19 protein-coding genes are annotated in these 24,911 nt (G+C 65.2%); 7 read left to right on the forward strand and 12 right to left on the reverse strand.

The features are described from left to right. Window positions 1–106: 106 nt before the first annotated feature. A complete protein-coding gene (locus U5A58_RS12280) occupies window positions 107–901 on the reverse strand; it encodes an RNA methyltransferase (protein ID WP_321961743.1) in 795 nt (264 codons plus the stop codon). A 529-nt stretch (window positions 902–1,430) separates the two neighbouring features. Between U5A58_RS12280 and U5A58_RS12285 the strand changes: the two genes are divergently transcribed. The 4 genes from U5A58_RS12285 to U5A58_RS12300 all read left to right on the forward strand — a co-directional run bounded on the left by U5A58_RS12285 (window position 1,431) and on the right by U5A58_RS12300 (window position 7,870). Further along, window positions 1,431–2,231, forward strand: a complete 801-nt coding sequence (locus U5A58_RS12285; RefSeq protein WP_321934887.1) for an inositol monophosphatase family protein — start codon at window positions 1,431–1,433, stop codon at window positions 2,229–2,231. Between the two features lie 155 nt (window positions 2,232–2,386). Then, the gene (lplT, locus tag U5A58_RS12290) at window positions 2,387–3,685 is read left to right on the forward strand and encodes a lysophospholipid transporter LplT (RefSeq protein ID WP_321908883.1); all 1,299 of its coding nucleotides are present in this window, start codon (window positions 2,387–2,389) and stop codon (window positions 3,683–3,685) included. 86 nt (window positions 3,686–3,771) lie between these two features. Beyond that, window positions 3,772–6,459 (forward strand): DNA mismatch repair protein MutS, encoded by a 2,688-nt coding sequence (gene mutS, locus U5A58_RS12295; RefSeq protein ID WP_321961638.1) that lies wholly within the window; start codon window positions 3,772–3,774, stop codon window positions 6,457–6,459. A gap of 100 nt (window positions 6,460–6,559) precedes the next feature. Continuing rightward, window positions 6,560–7,870, forward strand: a complete 1,311-nt coding sequence (locus U5A58_RS12300; RefSeq protein ID WP_321961639.1) for a hypothetical protein — start codon at window positions 6,560–6,562, stop codon at window positions 7,868–7,870. Between the two features lie 7 nt (window positions 7,871–7,877). Here U5A58_RS12300 and U5A58_RS12305 read toward each other — a convergent pair whose 3' ends face one another. After that, window positions 7,878–8,423, reverse strand: a complete 546-nt coding sequence (locus tag U5A58_RS12305) for a peptidylprolyl isomerase (protein WP_321908888.1) — start codon at window positions 8,421–8,423, stop codon at window positions 7,878–7,880. 32 nt (window positions 8,424–8,455) lie between these two features. Between U5A58_RS12305 and U5A58_RS12310 the strand changes: the two genes are divergently transcribed. Both U5A58_RS12310 and U5A58_RS12315 read left to right on the forward strand, forming a co-directional pair. Then, window positions 8,456–9,688: a cupin domain-containing protein gene (locus U5A58_RS12310; RefSeq protein ID WP_321908890.1), complete on the forward strand. Its 1,233-nt coding sequence runs from the start codon at window positions 8,456–8,458 to the stop codon at window positions 9,686–9,688. Window positions 9,689–9,920: 232 nt separating this feature from the next. Then, window positions 9,921–10,196: a hypothetical protein gene (locus U5A58_RS12315; RefSeq protein WP_112172866.1), complete on the forward strand. Its 276-nt coding sequence runs from the start codon at window positions 9,921–9,923 to the stop codon at window positions 10,194–10,196. A 167-nt stretch (window positions 10,197–10,363) separates the two neighbouring features. Here U5A58_RS12315 and U5A58_RS12320 read toward each other — a convergent pair whose 3' ends face one another. The 3 genes from U5A58_RS12320 to U5A58_RS12330 form a co-directional block, all read right to left on the reverse strand. After that, on the reverse strand, window positions 10,364–12,571 hold the full coding sequence (locus tag U5A58_RS12320; protein WP_415774216.1) for an ATP-dependent DNA helicase: 2,208 nt from the start codon (window positions 12,569–12,571) through the stop codon (window positions 10,364–10,366). A 139-nt stretch (window positions 12,572–12,710) separates the two neighbouring features. Further along, the gene (locus U5A58_RS12325; protein ID WP_028204122.1) at window positions 12,711–12,944 is read right to left on the reverse strand and encodes a DUF465 domain-containing protein; all 234 of its coding nucleotides are present in this window, start codon (window positions 12,942–12,944) and stop codon (window positions 12,711–12,713) included. An 87-nt stretch (window positions 12,945–13,031) separates the two neighbouring features. Continuing rightward, window positions 13,032–14,036, reverse strand: a complete 1,005-nt coding sequence (locus U5A58_RS12330; protein WP_321961744.1) for a colicin transporter — start codon at window positions 14,034–14,036, stop codon at window positions 13,032–13,034. A gap of 172 nt (window positions 14,037–14,208) precedes the next feature. Between U5A58_RS12330 and U5A58_RS12335 the strand changes: the two genes are divergently transcribed. Then, window positions 14,209–16,560, forward strand: coding sequence for a Tex family protein (locus U5A58_RS12335; RefSeq protein ID WP_321961641.1), 2,352 nt, complete (start codon window positions 14,209–14,211; stop codon window positions 16,558–16,560). Window positions 16,561–16,657: 97 nt separating this feature from the next. Here the strand turns inward: U5A58_RS12335 and U5A58_RS12340 are convergent, their stop codons facing one another. The 7 genes from U5A58_RS12340 to hflK form a co-directional block, all read right to left on the reverse strand. Further along, on the reverse strand, window positions 16,658–18,544 hold the full coding sequence (locus U5A58_RS12340) for a potassium transporter Kup (protein ID WP_321961642.1): 1,887 nt from the start codon (window positions 18,542–18,544) through the stop codon (window positions 16,658–16,660). Between the two features lie 258 nt (window positions 18,545–18,802). Beyond that, window positions 18,803–19,372 carry a phosphoribosyltransferase gene (locus U5A58_RS12345; RefSeq protein WP_321908898.1) on the reverse strand — a complete coding sequence of 190 codons (570 nt, stop codon included), beginning with the start codon at window positions 19,370–19,372 and terminating at the stop codon, window positions 18,803–18,805. 23 nt (window positions 19,373–19,395) lie between these two features. Continuing rightward, window positions 19,396–20,742 (reverse strand): adenylosuccinate synthase, encoded by a 1,347-nt coding sequence (locus tag U5A58_RS12350; RefSeq protein ID WP_321908899.1) that lies wholly within the window; start codon window positions 20,740–20,742, stop codon window positions 19,396–19,398. Between the two features lie 179 nt (window positions 20,743–20,921). After that, entirely contained in the window at window positions 20,922–22,073 is a 1,152-nt protein-coding gene (locus tag U5A58_RS12355) for an ATP phosphoribosyltransferase regulatory subunit (protein ID WP_321961643.1), read from the reverse strand. A gap of 122 nt (window positions 22,074–22,195) precedes the next feature. Continuing rightward, window positions 22,196–22,387, reverse strand: a complete 192-nt coding sequence (locus U5A58_RS12360; protein WP_028210024.1) for a DUF2065 domain-containing protein — start codon at window positions 22,385–22,387, stop codon at window positions 22,196–22,198. A gap of 47 nt (window positions 22,388–22,434) precedes the next feature. Further along, window positions 22,435–23,349, reverse strand: a complete 915-nt coding sequence (locus tag U5A58_RS12365) for a protease modulator HflC (protein ID WP_321908903.1) — start codon at window positions 23,347–23,349, stop codon at window positions 22,435–22,437. Between the two features lie 13 nt (window positions 23,350–23,362). After that, window positions 23,363–24,835 carry an FtsH protease activity modulator HflK gene (gene hflK / locus U5A58_RS12370; protein WP_321961644.1) on the reverse strand — a complete coding sequence of 491 codons (1,473 nt, stop codon included), beginning with the start codon at window positions 24,833–24,835 and terminating at the stop codon, window positions 23,363–23,365. Between the last annotated feature and the right edge of the window lie 76 nt (window positions 24,836–24,911).

The raw sequence follows: 24,911 nt of genomic DNA on the forward strand, positions 1-24,911 counted from the left end.
ACCGCCGGTTTTCAGCCGATTGTAGGCGTAAAGCCGATTTGCGGTCGGAAGTCCCCGTCAGCGGCAAGGTCGGACGCCGGCGCGCACGTCGCGCCGGTCCGGCGCGTCAACGGTGCTCGCCTTTGCCCTTGAGCATCAGAATGTGCTTGGCGATGCCGCGCACGATATTGACCTCCTCGCGCTCGAGCCCCGAGCGGGCGAAGAGCCGCCGCAGTCGCGACATCAGCTTCTTCGGATTGGCGGGGTCGAGAAAGTCGAGCGCGATGAGCGCGTTCTCGAGGTGCACATACATGCGCTCGATGTCGTCGCTCGTCGCAAGCGGCGATCCAGCCGAAAGCTGCGAGGCCCCGCCCGCTCCGCCAGCCACGGGCAGTGCCGCGGCAGGCGCGCTCTCGCCGAGATACGCGAGGCGCAGTTCGTAGGAGAGCACCTGAACCGCCTGGGCAAGATTGAGCGAGCTATAGGCGGGGTTGGCCGGGATGTGCGCAAGCGCGCTGCAGCGCTCGACATCGTCGTTCGAGAGGCCCGTGCGCTCATTGCCGAACACGAGCGCGATGTCGCCGCCGTGCGCCACCTGACGGCAAGCGTCCTGCACCGCCCGGCGCGGCGCGGCGGGCGGCGGCCCGTACTCGCGTGTGCGCGCCGTGAGCGCGAGCGACCATTGCACGCCCGCCAGCGCGTCGGCGAGCGTCGGCACGATGTGGGCGGCCGCGAGCACGTCGTCGGCCCCGCTCGCCATCGCGACGGCTTCCGGGTCGCAGTGGACCTGCGGCACGCGCGGCGCCACCAGCACGAGGCGCGAGAATCCCATGGTCTTCAGCGCGCGCGCGGCCGCGCCGACATTGCCGGGGTGGCTCGGCTCGACGAGCACGAAGCGGGTGGACGTGAAGCCGCCGCGCAGCGGCTCGTGGGCGTCGCCGAAAGCCGGCGCCGGTGCGTGGGAATCAGGTGAATCGGGGTGCGCCAAGATGGTTCTCTAACTGCGAAAGGGAGATTGAAATGTCTATGTTAGCGCGCCTCGCGCCGCGGCGAGGGCCGCTCACGCGGATCGTGGCGCGCCAGGCCGCCCGGCATCGCGTTTGCGCCGGCGCGCAGACCGGCCGAACGTCATATCCATAGAAATCCCGATATCCTGCCCGGGAGAAGCCATAGAAATGCCGATACTCGGGTAAAATGGCGGTTTCGCGCGCGTCCGGCGAATCGTGCAGCCGTGTGGTTGCCCGCCAGACGCTCGGCACGTTGCTGGTCACTTTCCGGCAAGCCGCGCCGCCGCGCACCGCTCTTATCCAATTCGTCTCCGTTGACGGGACAGGTTCCGCAGGTCCGATTCGTGACCCGCGCCCTGTCCAATCGTTAGACGCTTTTATCTTTTGCACCACCGGCACGCAGCGAGCTTTCGCGCGAGCGCCGGACAACAAGGATCCTGGCTCATGCATCCCATGCTCAACATCGCTGTCAAGGCCGCGCGCCGCGCCGGACAGATCATCAACCGCGCGTCGCTCGACCTCGACCTCGTGCAGGTCGCGAAGAAGCAGCATAACGATTTCGTCACGGAAGTCGACAAGGCGGCCGAAGCCGCCATCATCGAAACGCTCAAGACGGCCTACCCCGACCACGCCATCCTCGCCGAGGAATCGGGCGAATCGGACAATGAGTCCGAGTACCAGTGGATCATCGATCCGCTCGACGGCACCACCAACTTCATCCACGGCTTCCAGTACTACTGCGTCTCGATCGCGCTCGCGCACAAGGGCATCGTCACGCAGGCCGTGGTCTATGACCCGACGCGCAACGATCTCTTCACCGCCTCGCGCGGCCGCGGCGCGTTCCTGAACGACCGCCGCATTCGCGTGGGCCGCCGCGACCGTCTCGCCGACGGCCTGATCGGCACCGGCTTCCCGTTCCGCGAAAAGGACGGCCTCGACAGCTACTGCGAACTGTTCGCCGAAATGACCAACGCGTGCGCGGGCCTGCGCCGCCCGGGCGCGGCCGCGCTCGATCTGGCCAACGTCGCCGCCGGCCGCATGGACGGCTTCTTCGAGCAGGGTCTCAATCCGTGGGACGTCGCCGCGGGCGGCCTGCTCGTGACGGAAGCCGGCGGTTTGATCGGCAACTACACGGGCGACTCGGACTTCCTGCACGTGGGCGAAGTCGTCGCGGGCAACCCGAAGATCTACGCGCAAATGGTGCCGATCCTCTCGAAGTACACGCGCGTCACGAAGGCGGCCTGATCGTCCATGCGCGTCGCGGTGCACGCCTTGTTCCACCGCGACGCGTGCAACGCGCGCGCCAGGTCAGCCCTGGCCCACCCATGCGCAGCGAGCGGCTTCGGCCGCTTTTTTGTTTCGCCGGTCGCCCTGCCGCAAGAGGGCCACGCACGCATCCGATGAAAAAAGGCTTCTACACGATCATCGCCGCGCAGTTCGTGTCGTCGCTCGCCGACAACGCACTCCTCATCGCGGCGATCGCGCTGCTCACAGTGATTGCTTCGCCCGCCTGGGTGACGCCGCTCCTGCAGATCTTCTTCACGATCTCTTACGTGCTGCTCGCGCCTTTCGTCGGCGCGTTCGCCGACGCCCTGCAAAAGCGCCACGTGATGTTCGTCTCGAACGCGCTCAAGGCGGGCGGTTGCCTGCTGATGATCGCGGGCGTGCATCCCATGCTCGCGTATGGCGTGGTCGGCTTCGGCGCCGCCGCGTACTCGCCAGCAAAGTACGGAATCCTGACTGAATTGCTGCCGGCCGAAAAACTCATCGCCGCCAATGCATGGCTCGAATCGGCCACGGTGCTCTCCACCATTGTCGGCACGATGATGGGCGGCGCGCTCGTTTCGACCTACGCCGATCGTTTCGTCACGCGCCATCCGCTGCCGCTCATCCATTCGGCCGCCCACCTCGCGATGCTCGCCGTGATGATCACGTATGTGTGCGCCGCGATCATCAACATCGGCATTCCCGACACGCTTGCCCGCTATGAAAACCGGCTCAGGGAGCCGGCGCGGCTCATGGGCGATTTCACGCATAGTTTCAACGTGCTCTGGACCGACAAGCTCGCACAAATCGCACTCTGGGTCACGACCCTGATGTGGGGCGCGGCGGTCACGCTGCAACTGCTCGTGCTCAAATGGGCCGACGCGAATCTCGGACTCTCGCTCTCGAAAGCCGCCGTGATGCAGGGCGTGACAGGACTCGGCATCGCGCTGGGCGCGGGCGCGGCAGCCGCATGGGTGTCGCTGCGCGCCTCGTTGCGCGTGCTGCCCGTGGGCGTGCTGTGCGGCGCGGTGGCGATCGGCATGGCGTTCTACAGCAAGGGCCTGTTTCCGCAAGGCGTGGGCGTGCGCTTCGGCACGTTCATCGTGCCCTTCTATCTGCTTTTCGCGTATCCGCTGATGGTGCTGCTCGGCGTGCTCGCCGGTTTTTTCATCGTGCCGATGAACGCCCTGCTCCAGCATCGCGGCGCGACCCTGCTTTCGGCTGGGCACTCGATCGCGGTGCAGAATTTCAACCAGAATCTCGCGGTGCTGCTCATGCTCGGCGCGTATGCGCTGCTGCTCACCGCGAAGGTGCCGGTACAGTGGATCATCGTCGTGTTCGGCGTGTTCGTTTCCACGATGATCTGGCTCGCCATGCGGCACAGTGCGGCAAACGCGCGCACCGTGGACCTGCAGGCGCTGGTCGACGAATGATCGGATGGCGTTAGCCGTAAGGCTGGCTTTACATGCAATCGGCGCGCGTTAAACTCACGCCCTGAACCCCTAGCAAGACACCGAGGATGGCTACACACACCGCAGGCGCAGCCGACACCGCGCAACACACTCCCATGATGCAGCAGTACCTGCGCATCAAGGCCGATCATCCGGGTACGCTCGTGTTCTACCGCATGGGCGACTTCTACGAGCTCTTCTTCGAAGACGCCGAGAAAGCCGCGCGCCTGCTCGACCTCACGCTCACGCAGCGCGGCGCGTCGGCGGGCAATCCGATCAAGATGGCGGGCGTGCCGCATCACGCGGTCGAGCAATATCTCGCAAAGCTCGTGAAGCTGGGCGAGTCGGTAGCGATTTGCGAGCAGATCGGCGACCCGGCCACGTCGAAGGGCCCGGTCGAGCGCAAGGTCGTGCGCGTGGTCACGCCCGGCACGCTGACAGACGCAGCGCTCCTTTCCGACAAGAACGACGTCTACCTGATGGCCGTTTGCCCGGGGCACAACCGCCGCGGCGTGACGGTCAACGTCGGCCTGGCGTGGCTCAATCTCGCCAGCGGCGCACTGCGCCTCGCGGAAGTCGCGCCTGAACAGGTCGCCACGGCATTCGAGCGTATTCGGCCCGCGGAAATTCTCGTCGCCGAAATGCCGGCGGAAACGTCCGCCTGGGCGCCGCCCGCCGGATCGGGCGCGCTCACGCGCGTGCCCGCCTGGCACTTCGACGTCAGCTCGGGCAAACAGCGCCTGTGCGACCAGCTCGACGTGGCGAGCCTCGACGGCTTCGGCGCGCAAACGCTCACGAGCGCGTGCGGTGCGGCGGGCGCGCTGCTGCTCTATGCGGCGGCCACGCAGGGCCAGCAACTGCGCCACGTGCGCAGCCTGAAGGTCGAAGCCGAGTCGGAATACATCGGGCTCGATCCGGCCACGCGTCGCAACCTCGAACTCACCGAAACGTTGCGCGGCACCGAATCGCCCACGCTCTGCTCGTTGCTCGACACGTGCAGTACCGCCATGGGCAGCCGCTTGTTGCGTCACTGGCTCCATCACCCGCCGCGCCAGGCTGCGATTGCGCAAATGCGCCAGCAAGCCATCGGCGCGCTGTTGGAGGCGCCACCGCAAGCGAGCGTCGATACGCTGCGCGGCGCATTGCGCCAGATCGCCGACGTCGAGCGCATCACGGGGCGGCTCGCGCTGCTTTCCGCGCGCCCCCGCGACCTGTCGAGCCTGCGCGACACCTTCGCGGCGTTGCCCGCGCTGCGCGAACAGGTTGCAGCCGCAAGCGGCGCGGCCACGTCGCTTGCGCACATCGCCGAGGCGCTCGAACCACCAGCAGAATGCGCGGCGCTGCTGCTGCGCGCAGTCGCGCCCGAGCCGGCCGCCATGGTGCGCGATGGCGGCGTGATCGCGCGCGGCTACGACGCGGACCTCGACGAACTGCGGGACATCTCCGAGAACTGCGGCCAGTTCCTGCTCGACCTCGAAACGCGCGAGCGCACGCGCACCGGCATCGGCAATCTGCGCGTCGAGTACAACAAGGTGCATGGCTTCTATATCGAAGTCACGCGCGGCCAGACCGACAAGGTTCCCGACGACTATCGCCGGCGTCAAACGCTCAAGAACGCCGAGCGCTACATCACGCCTGAACTCAAGACGTTCGAGGACAAGGCGCTCTCGGCGCAGGAACGCGCGCTTTCGCGCGAGAAGGCGCTCTACGACGCGCTGCTGCAATCGCTGCTGCCGTTCATTCCCGATTGCCAGCGCGTGGCCGCCGCGCTCGCCGAACTCGACCTGCTCGCCGCCTTCGCCGAACGCGCCCGCGCGCTCGACTGGAATGCGCCCACGTTCACGGAAGCCCCCGGCATCGAGATCGAGCAAGGCCGGCATCCCGTGGTCGAAGCACAGGTCGAGCAGTTCATCGCCAACGACTGCGTGCTTTCTGCCGAGCGCAAGCTGCTGCTCATCACCGGCCCGAACATGGGCGGTAAATCGACCTTCATGCGGCAGACCGCGCTCATCGCCCTGCTCGCCTACGTGGGCAGCTACGTGCCGGCGAAGCGCGCAAGCTTCGGGCCGATCGACCGCATCTTCACGCGCATCGGCGCCGCCGACGACCTCGCGGGCGGCCGCTCGACCTTCATGGTCGAAATGACCGAAGCCGCGGCCATTCTCAACGACGCGACGCCGCAAAGCCTCGTGCTGATGGACGAGATCGGACGCGGCACGTCGACGTTCGACGGCCTCGCGCTCGCGTGGGCCATTGCGCGGCATCTGCTCGCGCACAACGGTTGCCACACGCTCTTCGCCACGCACTACTTCGAGCTTACGCAACTGCCGACGGAGTTCGCTCAAGCGGCGAACGTGCATCTTTCAGCCGTCGAACACGGTCACGGCATCGTCTTCCTGCATGCCGTGCAGGAAGGGCCGGCGAACCAGAGCTACGGCCTGCAGGTCGCGCAGCTCGCGGGTGTGCCCGCCGCCGTGATCCGCGCGGCGCGCAAACATCTCGTGCATCTGGAGCAGCAATCGGCGGGACAGCCCACGCCGCAACTCGACCTGTTCGCCGCGCCCGCCGCCGACTACGACGACGAAGCACCGTTCGTGGAAGATCGCGCTGCGCCGGCCGCAGAGGAAGATCTGGGCGCGTCGCTCGTCGCACAGCGGCTGCGCGCACTCGATCCGAACGAATTGCGCCCGCGCGACGCGCTCGACCTGTTGTACGAACTGCATGAGCTGGCCACGGCGCCGGACACGAAGCGCTGAGCGTCGCCTCGCGACGCCGCCGCGGCCACCGCAACCGGTGGGCCGCGGCAGCCCCCGTTCGCGCTATCTGAAAATTATGCGCCGTGTGTCATGCGCGTTGATGCTGGCGTCATTGCTGGGTTTGCCGCTCGTGGCGCTCGCACAAGCGCCGCGCTATGCCTTCGCGGTCGTGGCGAACGCACTCACCTCGCAGTCCGAGGAAGCGTCGGCGCAGCGGCTCATCGATGCCATCGGGCGCGACCCGCAAATCGCCTTCATCGTCTACGACGGCAATCTCAAAGGCGCACGCGAGACCTGCGCCGACCATCTCTACGAGCGGCGTCACGACATTCTCGATGCGTCACGTGCGCCGCTCGTGTTCGTGCCAGGCGAGCGCGACTGGGTCACCTGCGGCATGAATGGCTCGGGTGCCTACGATCCCGCAGAGCGACTCGATTTCCTGCGACAGAACTTTTTCTCCGATCCCAATGCGCTCGGTCAGACTCCCTTGACGCTCACGCGCGAGAGCGAAGTTTCGCGCTTCCGGCCGTATCGGGAAAACGTGCGCTGGCAACTTGGCGACACCGTGTTCATTGGGCTGAATGTGCCGGACGGGAACAATCACTATCTCAATGCAGGCGGGCGCAATGGCGAGTTCGAAGACCGCGTGATCGCCAACAGCTTCTGGCTCGAACATGCGGCCGAATATGCGAAGCGCCGCAACGCGCGCGCAATTGTCATCTTCATGCAGGGCAACGCGATGCCCGAGCATTACGAGCGGCCCGATCGCTTCGCGTGGCTGCGCTTTCACCGTGCGCCGCGCGACGGCTATCTCGAGTTGCGCCGCAGCCTCGTGAAGCTCGCCGAAACGTTCCGCGGCCAGATCATCATCGTGAATGCGGACGACTCGAAGCTCGCACGCGGCTTCACGATCGATCAGCCGCTGCGTAACGACAAAGGCGCCAGGATAGAAAACGTCACGCGCATCGCGTTCTCTCTGCGCGACCCACTTACGCAGTGGTTGCAGGTAGACGCTGACATGGCGCGCCGTACGCCTCTGCGCGTGAGCGTGCGCGATGTACCGAAACATCTGCCAGTGCTGCCCACACCGCCGTCGTTGAACCTGCCAGGCGTAGCGTCGCCCGCGATGCCGGAAATGCCCGAAGTGTCGTCGATGCCGGATGTGACCGAGATTCCGGGCATGCCGCAATCGCCCGACGTGGCGCCCGTGCCGCCGGGCGCATCCGGAACCGCCGTGCCGCAAGGCTTGCCGGCGCCTGAAAACGGCGTGCCGAAGCCGGTGTGGCCCGCGCACGGTGACCAGAATGGACTAGATGGTACGAATGGGCAGAACAGCCCGGAAGGTGGGAATAGCGGCGGCGGCCAGTTGCAGCCACCCGGCGCACCGGCGTCGGGTGGCTTCGCGCATTGATTGGCGATTAGTGCAGGGTGGGTTTCGAGGCGCCTTCGTCGCCGTCGTCTTCTTCGTCTTCGTCGACGATTTCGAGGCCATCCGCGCCGTGCGCGTGCTCATGTTCGATTTCGTCTTCGGTGGCGACACGCACCTCCTTGACCGTCAGGGCGAAGCGCAGCGCCATGCCCGCCAGGGGATGATTGCCGTCGAGCACGACCTTGTCTTCGGCGACGTCCGTGACCGTATAGATGAGCGCGTCGAGGTCTTCGTCGCCTTCTTCGGGCGTGCCTTCGAACTGCATGCCCACTTCGAGCGGCTCCGGAAAGCGGTTGCGCGGCTCGATCTTCACGAGCTCGGGATCGTATTCGCCGAAGGCGTCCTGCGGCTCAAGCTGGATCTGGGTCTCGAAGCCCGGCTCCTGCCCGTCCAGCACTTCCTCGATCTTGGGGAACGTGCCATCATAGCCGCCGTGCAGATAGACCATCGGCTCGTCGCTTTCCTCAATCAGATTGCCCTGCGCATCCGATAGCTTGTAAGCGACCGACACGACGGTGTCCTTTGCAATTTTCATTCGTTCCTCCAGATTACAGACCACATTATACGATGCCGAAGCGGTCCCCAGACCACCCGGTGGACGCGCGCAAGCAGCGCGCCTCCCTCCCCCTGGCATGCCCCGCGCCCGATGTCGCCACGCCGCTCCTGGGCGGTCTGACTCCGGCGCAGTTCATGCGCAAATACTGGCAGAAAAAGCCCCTCTTGATCCGCCAGGCGATTCCCGGGATCGAAGCGCCACTCTCGCGCGACGAACTCTTCGCGCTTGCGGACAGCGACGACGTCGAGTCGCGGCTCATCACCCATTTTCGCCGCCGCTGGGCGCTCGAACACGGTCCGTTCTCGCCGGACGAACTGCCCACGCCGAAGACCCGCCAATGGTCGCTGCTCGTGCAAGGTGCCGACCTGCACGACGACCGCGCGCGCGCCCTGCTCGAGCGCTTTCGTTTCGCGCCCGACGCGCGGCTCGACGACCTGATGATCTCTTACGCGTCGGACGGCGGTGGTGTGGGCCCGCACTTCGATTCGTATGATGTCTTCCTGCTGCAGGTGCATGGCAAGCGCCGCTGGCGCATTGGCGCGCAGCGCGACCTCTCTCTTCAGGAAGGTTTGCCGCTCAAGATTCTCGCGAATTTCGAACCTGAAGAAGAGTGGCTGCTGGAGCCAGGCGACATGCTGTACCTGCCGCCGCATATCGCGCACGACGGCGTCGCCGAGGGCGAATGCATGACGTGCTCGATCGGCTTTCGTTCACCTTCCACGAGTGAATTGACAAGCCAGTTTCTATACTGGCTCGCCGAGCGCGGCGCGAACGACGACAACGGCAAGCCCACGCTCTATCGCGACCCCGACCAGCCGGCCGTTGCGCACCCCGCGCAGCTGCCCCCGGCACTCGTAGAGCGTGTTGGAGGCGTGCTTGCTAAAGTGCGCTGGAGCAACGCCGATGTCTCCTCGTTCGTAGGCTCCTGGCTGTCCGAACCGAAAGCCAATGTCGTATTCGACGCCCCCGAAAAGCCGCTCGACGAAGCCCGTTTCGTTGCGCAAGCGGCAAAAAATGGGATAACACTCGACCGCAGGACAATCCTGCTTTACGATTCGCGGTCGTATTACCTGAACGGGGAACAGTACTTGCTCAAAGAGGCAAGAAAGTGGCTGCCGGCACTGGCCGACAGGCGCTCTATGGACGGGAAACGCTTTGTAACACTCTCACACGATTCGTGTGTGACAGCGTTGCTACACGAGTGGTATCGTGCGGGCTGGATTCGGACCGGGGTGCTTGCCTAAGCGCTTCGGACTGTTATACCGTACTAAAATAGTGCTTGTATGAGAAAGACAACGTATTGTCCCCGGATTTGTCGACGGTCGATACGAAAGTGCCTATAATTTCCGGCCAGGCCGTAGGGAAGATTCACGCTCTTGCAGTGCATCTCCACCAGCGGCTCAGGTCGGTGTTGGGGCACATTTACCGGTATTATTTTGCGCTGTTGCTTACCTTTAACCATAAAAGGACGTGATCATGAAGAAATCCCTCCTCGTAGCATCCCTGCTGGCAGCTGTTGCACTCGCTGCGTGCAACAAGAGCAGCGACCAAGCTGCTGCGCCGGCTAGCGACGCTGCTGCTGCTTCGGCACCGGCTGCTGCTGCTTCGGACGCTGCTGCTGCTGCTTCGGGCGCTGCTGCTGCTGCGAGCGACGCTGCTGCTTCGGCTACCGCCGCTGCTTCGGACGCTGGCGCTGCTGCTTCGGACGCAGGCGCTTCGGCTCCGGCTGCTGCTTCGGGCGCAAGCCAGTAAGTTGCGTTCGCGCGACGCTCGCTGGAGACTACGGTCCCGGCGGGCATCGCAGCGAACCGTCGTACGGTCTGCTGCCTGCGTCAAACGCGCTTCAGACATACGGCGGGCAAGCAAAAAAGCCACGAACTCACGTTCGTGGCTTTTTTGTTATGCCGTGCGCATGAGGCTTAACGTGCCTCGCCCGGCTCCCCTGCCTCCTCGTTCTTCGATTCGAAGAACGCCTGCACCACCTCAATCTCCCGCGTCCGCTTGAACGGCGGCAGGCTTTGCCAGATGCGTCGACCGTACGGCTTGTCGACGAGACGGGTGTCGCAAATCATCAACACGCCGCGGTCGGTTTCCGCGCGAATCAGCCGCCCCGCGCCCTGCTTGAGCGTGATCACTGCCTGCGGGAGCTGGTGGACCGCAAACGGGCTCAGGCCTTTCTTCGCCAGCGCGTCGAGCCGTGCCGCCAGTACCGGGTCGTCGGGCGGTGCGAACGGCAGCTTGTCGATGACCACGAGCGAAAGCGCGTCGCCGCGCACGTCCACACCTTCCCAGAAGCTTTGGCTGCCCACGAGAATCGCATTGCCGTAGGCGCGGAAACGCTCGAGCAACTCCGTGCGGCTCGCGTCGCCCTGCACGAGCAGCGGCGTGTTCCAGCCGCGCGCCTCGATCGTGTCGCGCAGCTTCTGCGCGATGCGGTCGACGGCACGCAACGTCGTGCATAGCATGAAGACACCGCCGCCCGACGCCTCGATCGCCGGCAACGCCGCATCGAACACGGCATCGGTGAACTGCGGCGACGACGGCTGCGGCATATTGCGCGGCACGTAAAGCAGACCTTGCGCGGGATAGTCGAACGGGCTCGGCAGCGTCATCGAGCGGCGCGAGCTCAGGCCCATTTGCGCCGCGTAGTGCGTGAAGTCGCCGCGCACCGAAAGCGTCGCCGATGTGAAGACCCACGTGCGCGGCACGCCCGCGCGTTGCTTTGCGAAAATCGGCGCCACGGAAAGCGGGGTTTCGTGCAACTGCACCGTGTGCGAGAACACCTCGACCCAGCGGACTTTCTCGTCCGCGTCGTCCGCAGCGTGAGCGTTTTCGTCTTGCCCGTTTGCATCGGTCTTGCGTGTTTCGTGCGCTGGGGCGCCGCTCTGCGGTACGGTCCAGCCCGAAAGGATGCCTTGCAGTTCGCGCGCGCGACGCAAGCAGGCTCCGATCGATTCGGCGCGTTCGGCCTGACCCGCGAGCGCGGTGGCAAGCGCGCCAAGTTCGGTCTGCAGCGCATCGAGCGCGTCGAAGAGCGGATGGTCTTCGGGCAACTGCGTGATCGACAGCCGCAGCGAATCTTCCTTGAACGCAAGCCGCACGTCGCGCGCCGCGCGCTCCAGCGCAGCGCCGAGCTTGACCCACTCGACGGCGTCGCGCGCATGACTCAGACCCTCGGCCACGCAATCGCGCGCGAGTTCGAGGAACTGCGCAGTCGAGAGGGTTTCGCCGAAAAAGAGCGTTGCCGTTTCGGGCAGTTGATGCGCTTCGTCGAAGATGATCGTATTCGCGCTCGGCAGCAGTTCGGCCATGCCGGTGTCGCGCAGCATGATGTCGGCGAAGAACAGATGGTGGTTCACCACCACGATATCGGCCTGTTGCGCCTCGCGGCGCGCCTGCATTACGAAGCAGTCCTTGTAATGTGGACACTCCTGGCCAAGACAGTTGTCGCGCGTCGATGTGACCATCGACCACACGGCGGCCGTCTCGGGCACGCTCGCGAGTTCGGCCTTGTCGCCCGAGCGCGTGATCTTCGCGAAACGCACGATTTCCTGCAGATACGCGGTTTCCTGGCGCGACGGCAGCCGGCCGTTGTCGGCCGTGCGCTGCAGGTAGTAATGGCACAGATAGTTGGCGCGGCCCTTGAGCATGGCGACGCTCACAGGCACCGCTAGCGCGTCGCGCACCGTGGGGATGTCACGCGCGAAGAGCTGATCCTGCAAGTGCTTCGTGCCCGTCGAGACGACCACCTTGCCGCCCCACAGCATGGCCGGCACGAGGTACGCGTAGGTCTTGCCGGTGCCGGTGCCCGCTTCGACGATGAGCGTATTGTCACCGTTCTCGGCGGCGGCGCTCGCCGCTTCCCCGGCGCCCGGCTGTGCCGGCGCCCCACGCTCGAGCCGCCGCGCCGGGCGCGACTGGAGTTCGAACATTGCGGGGTCCGGCTGGGATTGCGCGGCGGCTTCCATTGCGGCCGCAACTGCGCGCGCCATTTCGATCTGCGCCGCGCGCGGGCGATAGCCGTCGATCTCACGCGCAAGCAAGCCGTCGGCCGCGAAGAGCTGCTCGAGCTCGGCGGCGCGGCGCGCGCTCAACACGGGGGCTGCGGCTGTTTGCGTCGCACGCACGTCGGCCTCCTGCGCGCCGCCTTCGCGCGCGGGCCGGGAACGAGAAACGGTCGTTGAATTCAAGGCAAGCGGTTCCTGCTCGGTCCGGAAGGGCGCAACCCGCCGACTGCCGCGCCCCGGCGCTTGCCAGGACCCGGGATCAGGCGTGCCCGTCCGAAGTCTTCGTTGAATCGGGGTCCAGCTGCAGTTGCAGCAGGAGGATGTTGTCCTTGACCTTGAGCTTGCGCTTCTTCAGCCTCTGCAGTTCGAGATCGTCATAGTCCGGGGTATCGGACATCCTGTCTATCAGGCGGTCCAGATCGCCATGTTCCGATTCCAGCTGCAGAATGCGGTCACGAAGGACCTCGGTCTTGACTTCACGATGCTCGCGCATGCTCGCCTCCTCGACATATGCGGCGCGCGCTTGCGAAGGACGACGCGCCTGAGGTTGCAGTCCGGCTGAAAAAGCGTGCTACTCGTGCTACTGGTCCTGCTGTTCTTCCTGCTGCTGCTTTTGTTGTTGCTGCTGCTGTTGTTCTTGTTGCTGCTTTCGTTGCGCCTTCTCGGCCGCCTGTTTCTGACGCTCTTCGACGTCGGCCTTATGCTTCGCCGCGTCTTCCTGCTTCTGCTGGTAGCGCTGGGCCTTTTCCGCACGCTCCTGGCCCTTCTGCTCGCCCTGGCGGCGCGCTTCGTCCAGTTGGTTCTGGTACTGCTTCTGATCGTACGCCGCCTGGTTCGCGTCGCGCTGCGATTGCTCGCCCTGGCGTTGCGCCTGAGCCAACGCATGTTGGCGCTGCTTTTCCTGATACGCCTGCTCGTTCGCCGCACGCTGCGGCGCTTCGGCCTGGCGCTGCGCCTGATCGAGCGCGTGTTGCTGCTGCTTCTGTTCGTACGCCTGTGCACTCGCCGCTTCGTTGGCGGCGCGCTGCGGCGCGTTGGCTTCGTCTTGCGCGCGCTTCAATGCGGCCTGCTGGTCGCGCTGCTGCGCATGCGCGGCGCGTTTTTCGTCGTCGAGCGCCAGTTGCTCGCGGCGGATATCGGCCTGCACGACACGCATCTTGTCGCGCGCCTTGCCGATGCAATGATTCACGAAGAACGTGCTGTAGCAGTTGTGCTGCGCGACGGCAAACTGATAGTCGTTCTCCGCACTCCGACGGTCCAGCACTTGTTGCCGCTGATCGAAATCGCTCTGCTGCGACGCCGACGTGCCAGCGCCCCCTCCATCAGACGCTGCGAGCGGCGCGTTGCCCAAAGCCGCTGGCTTCATGACCGGTGCTGCTGCCGCACCTTGCTGCTGTAGCGGCCCCGATACCCCGACCGCCTGCGCGAGGGCCGGAACGCTCGCACCAAGGCTCAACGCGACGGCACAAATTGCCCCAAGAGCGGGGAACCGCCGAGTGACGCCAACAGGCGCGCGAAACCGGGCAAGGGGCAAATCGAGGGAGAAGCGGGAGGTCGTCAACGTCTTCTGTGGGCAGCGGAACATGGCTGAAATTCTAACACCCCCCGGGTTGAGCGCTCGGCCATTTATGGCAAAATGCCCCGCTCCACCGGCCGGCGGCGCACCCGGCAACGTGCCTTTTTTGGGCACTGCGGGCGCTCGAGCCCGCACCGGCCGCCGGACCGCAAACCGATCCTCGCAGGAATATCCAGACCCTATGACGGAAACCGTAGCACTCAAGATCGTCCAGCGTATCGCCACTGAACTGAGCGTGCAGCCGCGCCAGGTCGCAGCCGCCGTGCAGCTTCTCGACGAAGGCTCGACCGTTCCGTTTATCGCCCGTTACCGCAAGGAAGTCACGGGCAATCTCGACGATACGCAACTGCGTACGCTCGAAGAGCGCCTGCTCTATCTGCGCGAACTCGAAGACCGCCGTGCGGCGATCCTCGCGAGCATCGAGGAACAAGGCAAGCTCACCGATGAGCTGCGTATCGCCATTGAAGCCGCCGACAGCAAGCAGGTCCTCGAAGACCTCTATCTGCCCTACAAGCCCAAGCGCCGCACGCGCGCGCAAATCGCACGCGAAGCCGGCCTGCAGCCGCTCGCCGACGCGCTGCTCGCGAACCCGCTGCTCGACCCGCAAACGGAAGCCGCGCAGTACGTGGACGCCGAGAAGGGCGTCGCGGACGTGAAGGCCGCGCTCGACGGCGCACGCGACATCCTCTCCGAGCAGTTTGGCGAAACGGCCGAACTGCTGGGCAAACTGCGCGACTGGCTGTTCAACCAGGGCGTGGTGATGTCGAGCGTGGTCGAGGGCAAGGAGAGCGAGGAAGGCGAGAAGTTCCGCGACTATTACGACTACTCCGAGACTATCAAGACCGTGCCGTCGCACCGTGCGCTCGCGCTGTTCCGTGGCCGCAACGCCGGCGTGCTGATGGTCAAGCTCGGCCTTGGCGGCGAACTGGACGCACAGGTGCCGCATCCGGGCGAAGCGATGATCGCGCGCCACTTCGGCATTGCGAACCAGAACCGTCCGGCCGATAAATGGCTCTCCGACGTCTGCCGCTGGTGCTGGCGCGTGAAGGTGCAGCCGCATATTGAAAACGAGTTGCTCACGAATCTGCGTGAGCAGGCCGAAAACGAAGCGATCCGCGTGTTCGCGCGCAACCTGAAGGATCTGCTGCTTGCCGCGCCGGCCGGCCCCAAGGCCGTGATCGGTCTCGATCCGGGCCTGCGCACGGGCGTGAAGGTCGCTGTGGTCGACCGCACCGGCAAGCTGCTCGCCACCGACACGATCTACCCGCACGAACCGCGCCGCGACTGGGACGGCTCGCTCGCAAAGCTCGCGCGCATTGCCGCGCAAACGCAAGCGGAACTCATCAGCATCGGCAACGGCACGGCTTCGCGTGAAACCGACAAGCTCGCGAGCGAGCTGATCTCGAAGCATCCCGAACTGAAGCTGCAGAAGATCGTGGTCTCCGAAGCCGGGGCGTCGGTTTATTCGGCGTCCGAACTGGCTGCGAAGGAATTCCCCGAACTCGACGTTTCGCTGCGCGGCGCGGTCTCCATTGCGCGCCGCCTGCAGGACCCGCTCGCCGAACTCGTGAAGATCGAGCCGAAGGCGATTGGCGTGGGCCAGTACCAGCACGACGTGAACCAGCGCGAACTCGCGCGCTCGCTCGACGCTGTCGTCGAGGACTGCGTGAACGCCGTGGGCGTCGATGCGAACACGGCTTCGGTCGCCCTGCTCGCCCGCGTGTCGGGCCTGAACTCCACGCTCGCGCGCAATATCGTCGATTACCGCGACGCGAACGGCCCCTTCCCGTCCCGCGAGCATCTGAAGAAGGTGCCGCGTCTGGGCGACAAGACGTTCGAGCAAGCCGCAGGCTTCCTGCGCATCAACGGCGGCGACAATCCGCTCGATCGCTCGTCGGTGCACCCGGAAGCGTACCCCGTCGTCGAGCGCATGCTTGCGAAGATCAAGCGCACGATCGGCGACGTGCTCGGCAGCCGCGAAGCGCTGTCGGGCCTCGCGCCCACCGAGTTCGTGGACGAACGTTTCGGTCTGCCGACGGTGCGCGACATCCTGAGCGAGTTGGAAAAGCCGGGCCGCGATCCGCGCCCCGAGTTCAAGACGGCAACGTTCCGCGATGGCGTCGAGAAGGTGTCCGACCTCGTGCCGGGCATGCTGCTCGAAGGCGTCGTGACGAACGTGGCGGCGTTCGGCGCGTTCATCGACGTGGGCGTGCATCAGGACGGACTCGTGCACGTCTCCGCCATGTCGACGAAGTTCATCAAGGACCCGCACGAAGTCGTGAAGGCCGGCCAGGTCGTGAAGGTGAAGGTGCTCGAGGTCGACGTGAAGCGTCAGCGCATTGCGCTCACGATGCGTCTGGACGACGACCCCATGAGCGCGGGCGGCTCGCGCAGCGGCGGAAGCGCGGGCCAGCCCGGCAACCGCGACAACCGCGGTGGCGGCAATCGCGACAATCGCGGCGGCCAGCGTTCGCGCGATGCGGAACCGGCAGGCGCAATGGCGGCGGCATTCGCGAAGCTCAAGCAACGCTGATGTCCGCATGACGCGACGTGGGCCGCAACGGCTCACGTTGCGTGCGCAACAAAAAAGGCACCCTCGGGTGCCTTTTTTGTTGGTCGAAACGCCGCGATCAGATCTCGATCTTCGTCCCGAGTTCGACTACGCGGTTCGCAGGAATGCTGAAGAAGTCGGTGGGCTTCGCGGCGTTCTGATGCATCCACGCGAATATGCGTTCGCGGAAGATCGACATGCCCGGCAGTTGCGTCGGCACGACCGTCTCGCGCGCGAGGAAGAACGACGTGTCCATCATCTCGAACGTCATGTTGTGGGTGCGCGAAATGTCGTCGAGAACCGCCTGCACGTCGGGGGTTTCGTTGAAGCCATAATCGGCCTTCACGAGAAAGAGCCCGCCGCCGATATCCTTGACCGACACGCGTTCGGCGTCAGCCACATACGGAATGTCGCGGATCACGAACGTGAGGAAGATCGTGCGCTCGTGAAGGACCTTGTTGTGCTTGAGGTTGTGCAGCAGGCTGACCGGCACGAGCGATTCGCTGCCCGTGAGGTAGATGGCCGTGCCCGAAACGCGATGCGGCGGGTGCGCGAGCAGCCCTTGCAGGAACGGCATGAGCGGAATACCGTCGGCGGCCGTGCGGTCCTTCACGATCATACGGCCCTTGAACCACGTCATCAGCAGGAAGAACAGCAGCGCGCCGATGCCAAGCGGCAGCCAGCCACCCTCTTCGACCTTCAGCAGGTTCGCGCCGAAAAACCCCAGGTCGACGGCCAGCAACACCGAGATGATGCAGGCGACGAGCGCCTTGTTCCACTTCCATACCTTCGTCATCACGACGGCGACGAGCACCGTGGTGATCACCATCGTCGCGGTCACGGCGATACCGTAGGCGGCGGCCAGATTGTCCGAACTCTTGAAGGCGACCACGATGCACAGAATGATGAAGAGCAGCATCCAGTTCACGACCGGCACGTAGATCTGCCCGATGGCGAGATCCGACGTGTGCAACACTTTCATGCGCGGTACGTAGCCGAGCAGAATGGCCTGACTCGTGAGCGAGTATGCACCCGAAATCACGGCCTGCGAGGCGATCACGGTGGCGACCGTCGAGAGTACGACGAGCGGCAGCAAGGCCCAGTCAGGCGCGAGCAGGAAGAACGGATTTTCGATCGCGCGATGGTCCTGCATCAAGAGCGCGCCCTGGCCGAAGTAGTTGAGCACGAGCGAGGGCATCACGAGCGTGTACCAGGCGCAGCGAATCGGCTTCGCGCCGAAGTGGCCCATGTCGGCATAGAGCGCTTCCGCGCCGGTCAGCACCAGCACGACCGAACCGAGCACCACGTAAGCCTGCAGCATGTGCGCGCCCATGAAGCTGACCGCGTAGTACGGACTGAGCGCCGCGATAACGCCAGGCGCCTGCACGATGCGCGAGACGCCGAGCACGCCGATGGTGATGAACCAGAGCACCATGATCGGGCCGAACAGACGGCCGACCAGCGCGGTGCCGTGCCGCTGGATCCAGAACAGCAGGATCAGGATCACCATCGTGAACGGCAGCACCAGATGCGAGAGTTTGGGCGCAGCAATTTCGAGGCCTTCCACTGCCGACATGACCGAGATCGCCGGCGTGATCACGGCATCGCCGTAGAACATGCACGCGCCGAAGATGCCCAATGCCGTGAGCAACGCCGCCGACTTGCTCTTGCGGTTGAACGAGCGCATGGCGAGCGCCATGAGCGCGAGTACGCCGCCCTCGCCGTTGTTGTCGGCGCGCATCACAAAAAGGACATACTTGACGCTGACGACGATCACGATCGCCCAGAACAGCAACGAAATGACGCCGAGGATGGAGGTGTCGTTGAGCGGAATGCCGTGTGAAGGGCTGAACGCCTCTTTCAGCGAATACAGCGGGCTCGTGCCGATGTCGCCGAACACCACACCGATGGCCGCTACGGCGAGAGTAGGTAGCGGCTGCTTGGCCACGTGTGTGCTAGTTGTCATATACGCGGTAATCCGTTGCGAGGCGGAAAAAACGAGCGCTATTCTAAACCGGGCTGTGGCCAAAACCGAGCGGCCGTCGCGGCACTGCGACATCCCCTTGTCCCCGCGCAGTTTAGCACCGGCCCCAGATGACGTCTGCCCGCCTGCGCTGCCGCCAGGGAACGTGGGCGATACGCAAAAAAAACGGAGCCATAAAGGCTCCGTCTCTGGATCAGCGCGCCACGGGTCCGAAAACCCTGGCGGCGGCATAACCCCTGCTTACTTCTGCGCCGCTTGCGCCTGCTGCAGACCACGCTTGATCCACGCACCGAGATTGTGCGGGCGCACCGTGTCCCACTCCTCGAACGGCTGGTGAATCCACGGATTGGTCGGCAGATGCTGGACGAAATAGTCCGGTGTCACCTTCGAGCAGCCCTTGTACCAGAGCACCGCCGAGCGCACGCCGGTCACGGCCGGGTAACGCTCCTTGAGGTGCTCCTGCACGCGGGCAAGCGTGACGCCCGAATCGACGAGGTCGTCGACTAGCAGCACGTTGCCTTCCAGGTGACCGCGCGTCATCGTGATGTACTGCGCGATGTCGAGATCGCCTTGCTCCGTACCTGCGGCTTCGCGGTACGAGCTGGTTGCGAGGATCGCCAGCGGCAGATCGTAGATGCGCGAGAGCTGGTCGCCCACGCGCAAGCCCCCGCGCGCGAGACACAGGATCTGGTCGAACTTCCAGCGCGACTCGTGCACCTTGAGCGCGAGCAGTTCGATCAGCCGGTGATACTCATCCCAGCCGACCCACAGGTTCTTGTCGTCGTTGCGCGGGTCCATCATTTGAATCATTTTTGCTTCTGCCTTCTTGCTACTTAGACCTTGAACGGATGACGCAGCAGGATCGTTTCGTCGCGATCCGGGCCCGTCGAAACCATATCGATCGGCACACCGGCGACTTCCTGCACGCGCGTGAGATACGCCTGCGCGCTCTTGGGCAGCGCGTCGAACTGCGTGATGCCGATGGTGCTTTCGTTCCAGCCTTCGAACGTCTCGTAGACCGGCTCGCACGCAGCCACTTGCGAGGCGCCGCGCGGCAGAATGTCCACGTCCTTGCCATCGACCTTGTAGCCGACGCAGAGCTTCACTTCGTCGAGACCGTCGAGCACGTCGAGCTTCGTGATGCACAGACCCGTCACGCCGTTGATCTGGATCGAGCGGCGCAGTGCAGCAGCGTCGAGCCAGCCGGTGCGGCGCGGACGGCCCGTGACCGAACCGAATTCCTTGCCGACCTTCGCGAGCGTGAGGCCCACTTCTTCCTGGCGATCGGCGTTGTCGGCGTCGTACAGTTCGCTCGGGAACGGGCCCGAACCGACGCGCGTGCAATACGCCTTGGTGATGCCGAGCACGTAATTCAGCTTTTGCGGACCGACGCCCGCGCCGGCCGAAGCTGCACCCGCGACGCAGTTGCTCGATGTGACGAACGGATAGGTGCCGTGGTCGATGTCGAGCAGCGTGCCCTGTGCACCTTCGAACAGCAGGTTGCCGCCTTCGTTGTTCACGTCGTACAGACGTCGCGAAACGTCCGTGACCATCGGCTTCAGACGCTCGGCGTACGAGAGCATCGTGTCGAGCGTTTGCTGATAGTCCACGGCCGGCGCGCCCAGGTACTGCGTGAGCACGAAGTTGTGGTAGTCGAGGTTCTCGCGCAGGCGAGCGGCGAAGTTTTCCGGCTCGAACAGGTCCTGCACGCGCAGACCGCGGCGCGCCACCTTGTCTTCGTAGGCCGGACCGATGCCGCGACCCGTCGTCCCGATCTTCGCGGCGCCGCGCTTGGCTTCGCGCGCCTGGTCGATGGCGATGTGGTACGGCAGGATGAGGGTGGTGGCTTCGGAGATGAACAGGCGCTTCTGGACGTCGATGCCCGCTTCTTCGAGCTCGCCGATTTCCTTGAAAAGCGCTTCGGGCGAGAGCACCACGCCGTTGCCGATGTAGCAGGCGACGCCGGCACGCATGATGCCCGACGGGATCAGCCGGAGAATGGTCTTCTTGCCGCCGATGATGAGTGTGTGGCCGGCGTTGTGACCGCCCTGGAAACGCACCACGCCTTGCGCGTGGTCCGTCAGCCAGTCGACGATCTTGCCCTTGCCTTCATCGCCCCATTGGGTGCCCACGACGACGACATTGCGCCCCGGGGTTACATTCACTGCGCTGGCAGACATGGTGTTTCGTTAGCTGGTTAAAAACGTATTTTACCTGGGTTCAGCGGCAAGGCCGCCTTTTTTTCCCGAAATTCGCGGAATTTCCTTTTGCACTCAACGGCATGCGCGAAGCGAAGCGTGCTTTGGCACGGCTGCGCGGCCGCTTCGCGGGCGGCGCGAATGGCCGCCCCAGTGCAGTATCAGGCGTGTTTTTCGACGACCCAGACGCCGTCGCGCTCGATGAGCACGCGGTCGCAGGCGAACTCGTCCATGTCGTGCTCGTGGCCCGGCAGCGCCTGGATCACGACCTCGCCCGCATCGCGCAGCGCGGCGACGGCGGCGCGCAGCGCCTCGTCATGGCGCCACGGCGCGAGGATCGCGCTGCTGCGCGCTTCGACCGGGGAAATACGCGCCACTTCGCGCAAATCGAGCGAGAAGCCCGTTGCCGCGCGGGCGCGGCCATAGGCCTCACCCACCTTGTCGTAACGGCCGCCACGGGCCACGGCGTTCGGCACGCCGTCCACGTAGGCGGAGAACATCACGCCGCTGTGGTACGCGTAGCCGCCGAGATCGGCGAGGTCGAGCATCAGCTCCGCACCCTCGATCTGGCGCACGAGGAACGCGAGGTCGTCGAGCGCTCGCGCAATGCCCGGCAGCGCCGGCAGACGCGCGCGCGCCTCGTCGATCACGTTCGCGTCGCCGTAGAGCGACGGCAGCGCGCGCAAAGCGTCGCGCGTGGCGGCTTCGAGGTTCTGCGTGAGCTCCGCGAGGCGCGGCACGTCCTTGCCGGCGAGTGCTTCATACAAGGCATCGCCGAGTGCAGCCGCAGCCGGGTCCGCTTCGAAGATCGCCGCGAGCACGCCCGCGTGCGAGAGGTCGAGGCGCACCTTCGCGAGGCCCGCGAGGCGCAGCGCATCGAGCATCAGCTGCTGGATTTCGAGGTCGGCTTCGAGGCCCGCGTGACCGTAGATTTCGGCGCCGGTCTGGATCTGTTCGCGCGTGGCATGCAGGCCGCGCGGGCGCGTGTGCAGCACGTTGCCCGCGTAGCACAGGCGCGTCACGCCCTGGCGGTTCAACAGGTGCGCGTCGATGCGCGCGACCTGCGGCGTCATGTCGGCGCGCAGGCCGAGCGTGCGGCCCGAGAGCTGGTCGACGAGCTTGAACGTGCGCAGGTTCAGATCGCGCCCGCTGCCCACGAGCAACGACTCGAGATACTCGAGCAACGGCGGCATGACCATTTCGTAGCCATAGGCGCGGAAACGATCGAGCAGGCGGCGGCGCAGCTCTTCGATCTTGCGCGCTTCGGACGGCAGCACGTCCGCAATATTCTCGGGGAGTAACCAGGTCGACATCGGTTGAGTCCTACCACAATGAGGGCCACGCGCAGCGAAGCGCCACGCGGCCCGGTAATTCGGAATCCGTCAAAAAACGCCCATCGCACACCACATCTGAAGACAGCGGCGGCACGAAGCTGTCAGGTCGCCAGCATCAGCAGTACGAGGCCGAGCCCCATCACGATGAGCCCGCCGATCCTGATGTGATGCGGCGGCCGTTCCGCGATTTTACGGAATGTGTCACGCCACGCCGTCGGAAAAACGAACGGGAACATGCCCTCGATAATCAGCATCAGCGCGATCGCGAGCAAGAGGGAGCCAGCTATGTCCATGCGAAGAAAGACGCCGCGCAGTGCGCGGCGCGTATGTCTCGTTTTGTCTAGTGTTTGCGCGGGGTGGCGGAAGCCGAAGCGTTATCTCCGCCATTCGCGCCGCCGTTCGGGCCGCGCATGAAGCGGAAGAAGTCGCTCGACGAGTCGACCACGATGACGTCGCCGGGCCGGAAGCTCTCGCGGTAAGCGAGCATGCTTTGATAGAACCGGTAGAAGTCCGGGTCGCGCCCGAACGCCTCGGCGGCAATCGCGGCGGCCTTGCCGTCACCCTCGCCCTTGATCGCTTGCGCCTGCGCATAGGCGTCGGCCAGCACGCCCTGCTGCTTGCGCTGCGCGTCGTCCTTGATCTGCTGCGCCTCGGCCGCGCCCTTCTCGCGAATCTCGGCAGCGGCCTGCTCGCGTGCGGCGCTCATGCGCTTGAAGATCGTTTGCGCCAGTTCCGGCGGGTAATCGACGCGCGTGAGTTCAATCGCGATCACGTCGATGCCGAGCGGCGCCGCGCTTTGTCTGAGCGCGTCGCGCGCGCCGTTGGCAATGGCTTCCTGCTGCGCCAGCGCCTCGGTGAGCGTGACTTTCGAGATCGCGTCGCCGAGCGCGTCGCGCGACAGCGACGCGAGGCGGTCGGAAAGCGTCTGTGCATCGCCCTTCGTGGCCGCGAACAGCTTGAGCGGATCGGAAATGCGATAACGCACGACCGGGTTCACGAGCAGCTCGGTCTTGTCCGACGTCGTGTAACGGTCGGCATCGGGCGCATCGAACGCCTGAATGCGCGTGTCGATGAACGTGGCGGTCTGGAACGGCGGCGGCAGCTTCACGTGCAGCCCAGGACCTGCGAGCGTGGCGTTGGCCCCGCCCGACGAGGAAATGATGGCGACGTGGCGCGGATCGACCATGAAGACGGCCGACGACGCAACCAGCACGACAACCACGACGGCAACGACGAGCGCAATGATCTTGTTCATAGTGACGCTCCCCTTATTGCACGTCGCTTTCGCGGCCGCGCGAGCGGAACGCATCGCGCGAACGGAAGGCGTCGCTCGCGGCAGCTGCCGCGTCGCTGGCCGTGGTTGCGGGAGCCGCGCCCTGCTGCTGGGCGCCCTGCTGCGCACCTTGCTGCTGTGCGCCTTGCTGTGAGTCGCTGCCCGCTGTCGGAGCGGAGGCCGCGTTGGCGTCCGAAGCCGCGCCGGCCGTTGCCGCACCGGCGCTCGAAGCCAAAGCCGAAGCCGAGGCCGCAGCCGCGCCCGTTGCGCCCGCCGCCACGGCGGCGCGCTGACGTGTCATGTCGACGAGCTTGTCGAGCGGCAGATTAATCACGTTGTTGCCCGACTTGCTGTCGACGAACACCTTCGTCGCATTCGAATAGATGTGCTGCATCGTCTCGAGATACATGCGCTCGCGAATCACAGCCGGCGCCTTCGCATATTGTTCGTAGACCTGCGTGAATCGTTGCGCATCGCCCTGTGCCTGCGACACCACACGTTCGCTGTACGCCTTGGCTTCGTCGATGAGACGCGCCGCGTCCGCCTGCGCGCGCGGCAGCAGCTGGTCGGCATAGGCCTGGGCGTCGCGCTTCGCGCGGTCGCGGTCCTGGCGCGCCTTGGCTTCGTCGTCGAGTGCCGCCTGCACCTGATCGGGCGCCGAGACGCTCTGGATCGCCACGCCGGTCACGCCGAGGCCCGTCTTGTACTCGTCGAGCGCGTGCTGGATCGTGTCGGCGAGTTGGGCGCGAATTGGCTCGCGGTCGGCGTAAAGCATGTCATTCGTGCTGCGCGCGCCCACCACGGTGCGCACCGCCGCCTGCGCGGCCTGCGTGACGGTGAGGTCGGGATCGACGCTGCGGAACAGATAGTCGGTCGGCTGCTTGACCTGGTACTGCACGGTAAAGCGCACGTTGAGGATGTCGCCGTCGTGCGTGATGACCGCGGCGTCCTTCACGTTTGCCGGGCGCACGAGGTTGTTGCGGCCGATCTCGACGGTGCGGATCTGCCCGACATTGACGATTTCATGCGTCTGGAACGGATACGGCATGCGCCAGTGCACGCCCTGACCCACCGTGTGGCGATACTGGCCGAACTGCAGCACGACGCCGGCCTGCCCTTCCTGGACGACGAACACGCCACTGCCCACGTAGATCGCAATGAGCACGCCGATTACGATGCCCACGCCGATGCGCGCGCCGTGGCCGTTGTCCGGGCGCGGCCCGAAGCCACCCTGCCCCTTGCCCTTGCGGCCGAAGAAAGCGGACACGCGGCGGTTGAAGTCGCGCCACATTTCGTCGAGATCCGGCGGACCGTCTCCCTTGTCGCCGTTGTCACCCTTGTTGCCCGGCGGGCGACGCCCGTCGTCAGAACGCTGGCCATTGCCGTCGCCTCGACCCCAACGCGGGTCGTTCAACGAGAAAATGGCGCGCGCGCGCTGCCAGCCAGTCCGCTTGTTGTAATCGTTCACCTGTGTTCGTTCACCAGAGTAGACAGCGGGTCAATTGCGTGCGGATTCCATCGGAGCCGCGGGGCCGGCCTTGCGT

Origin of the sequence: Paraburkholderia sp. J7, from assembly GCF_905220155.1 — a bacterium.
Lineage (GTDB): Bacteria > Pseudomonadota > Gammaproteobacteria > Burkholderiales > Burkholderiaceae > Paraburkholderia.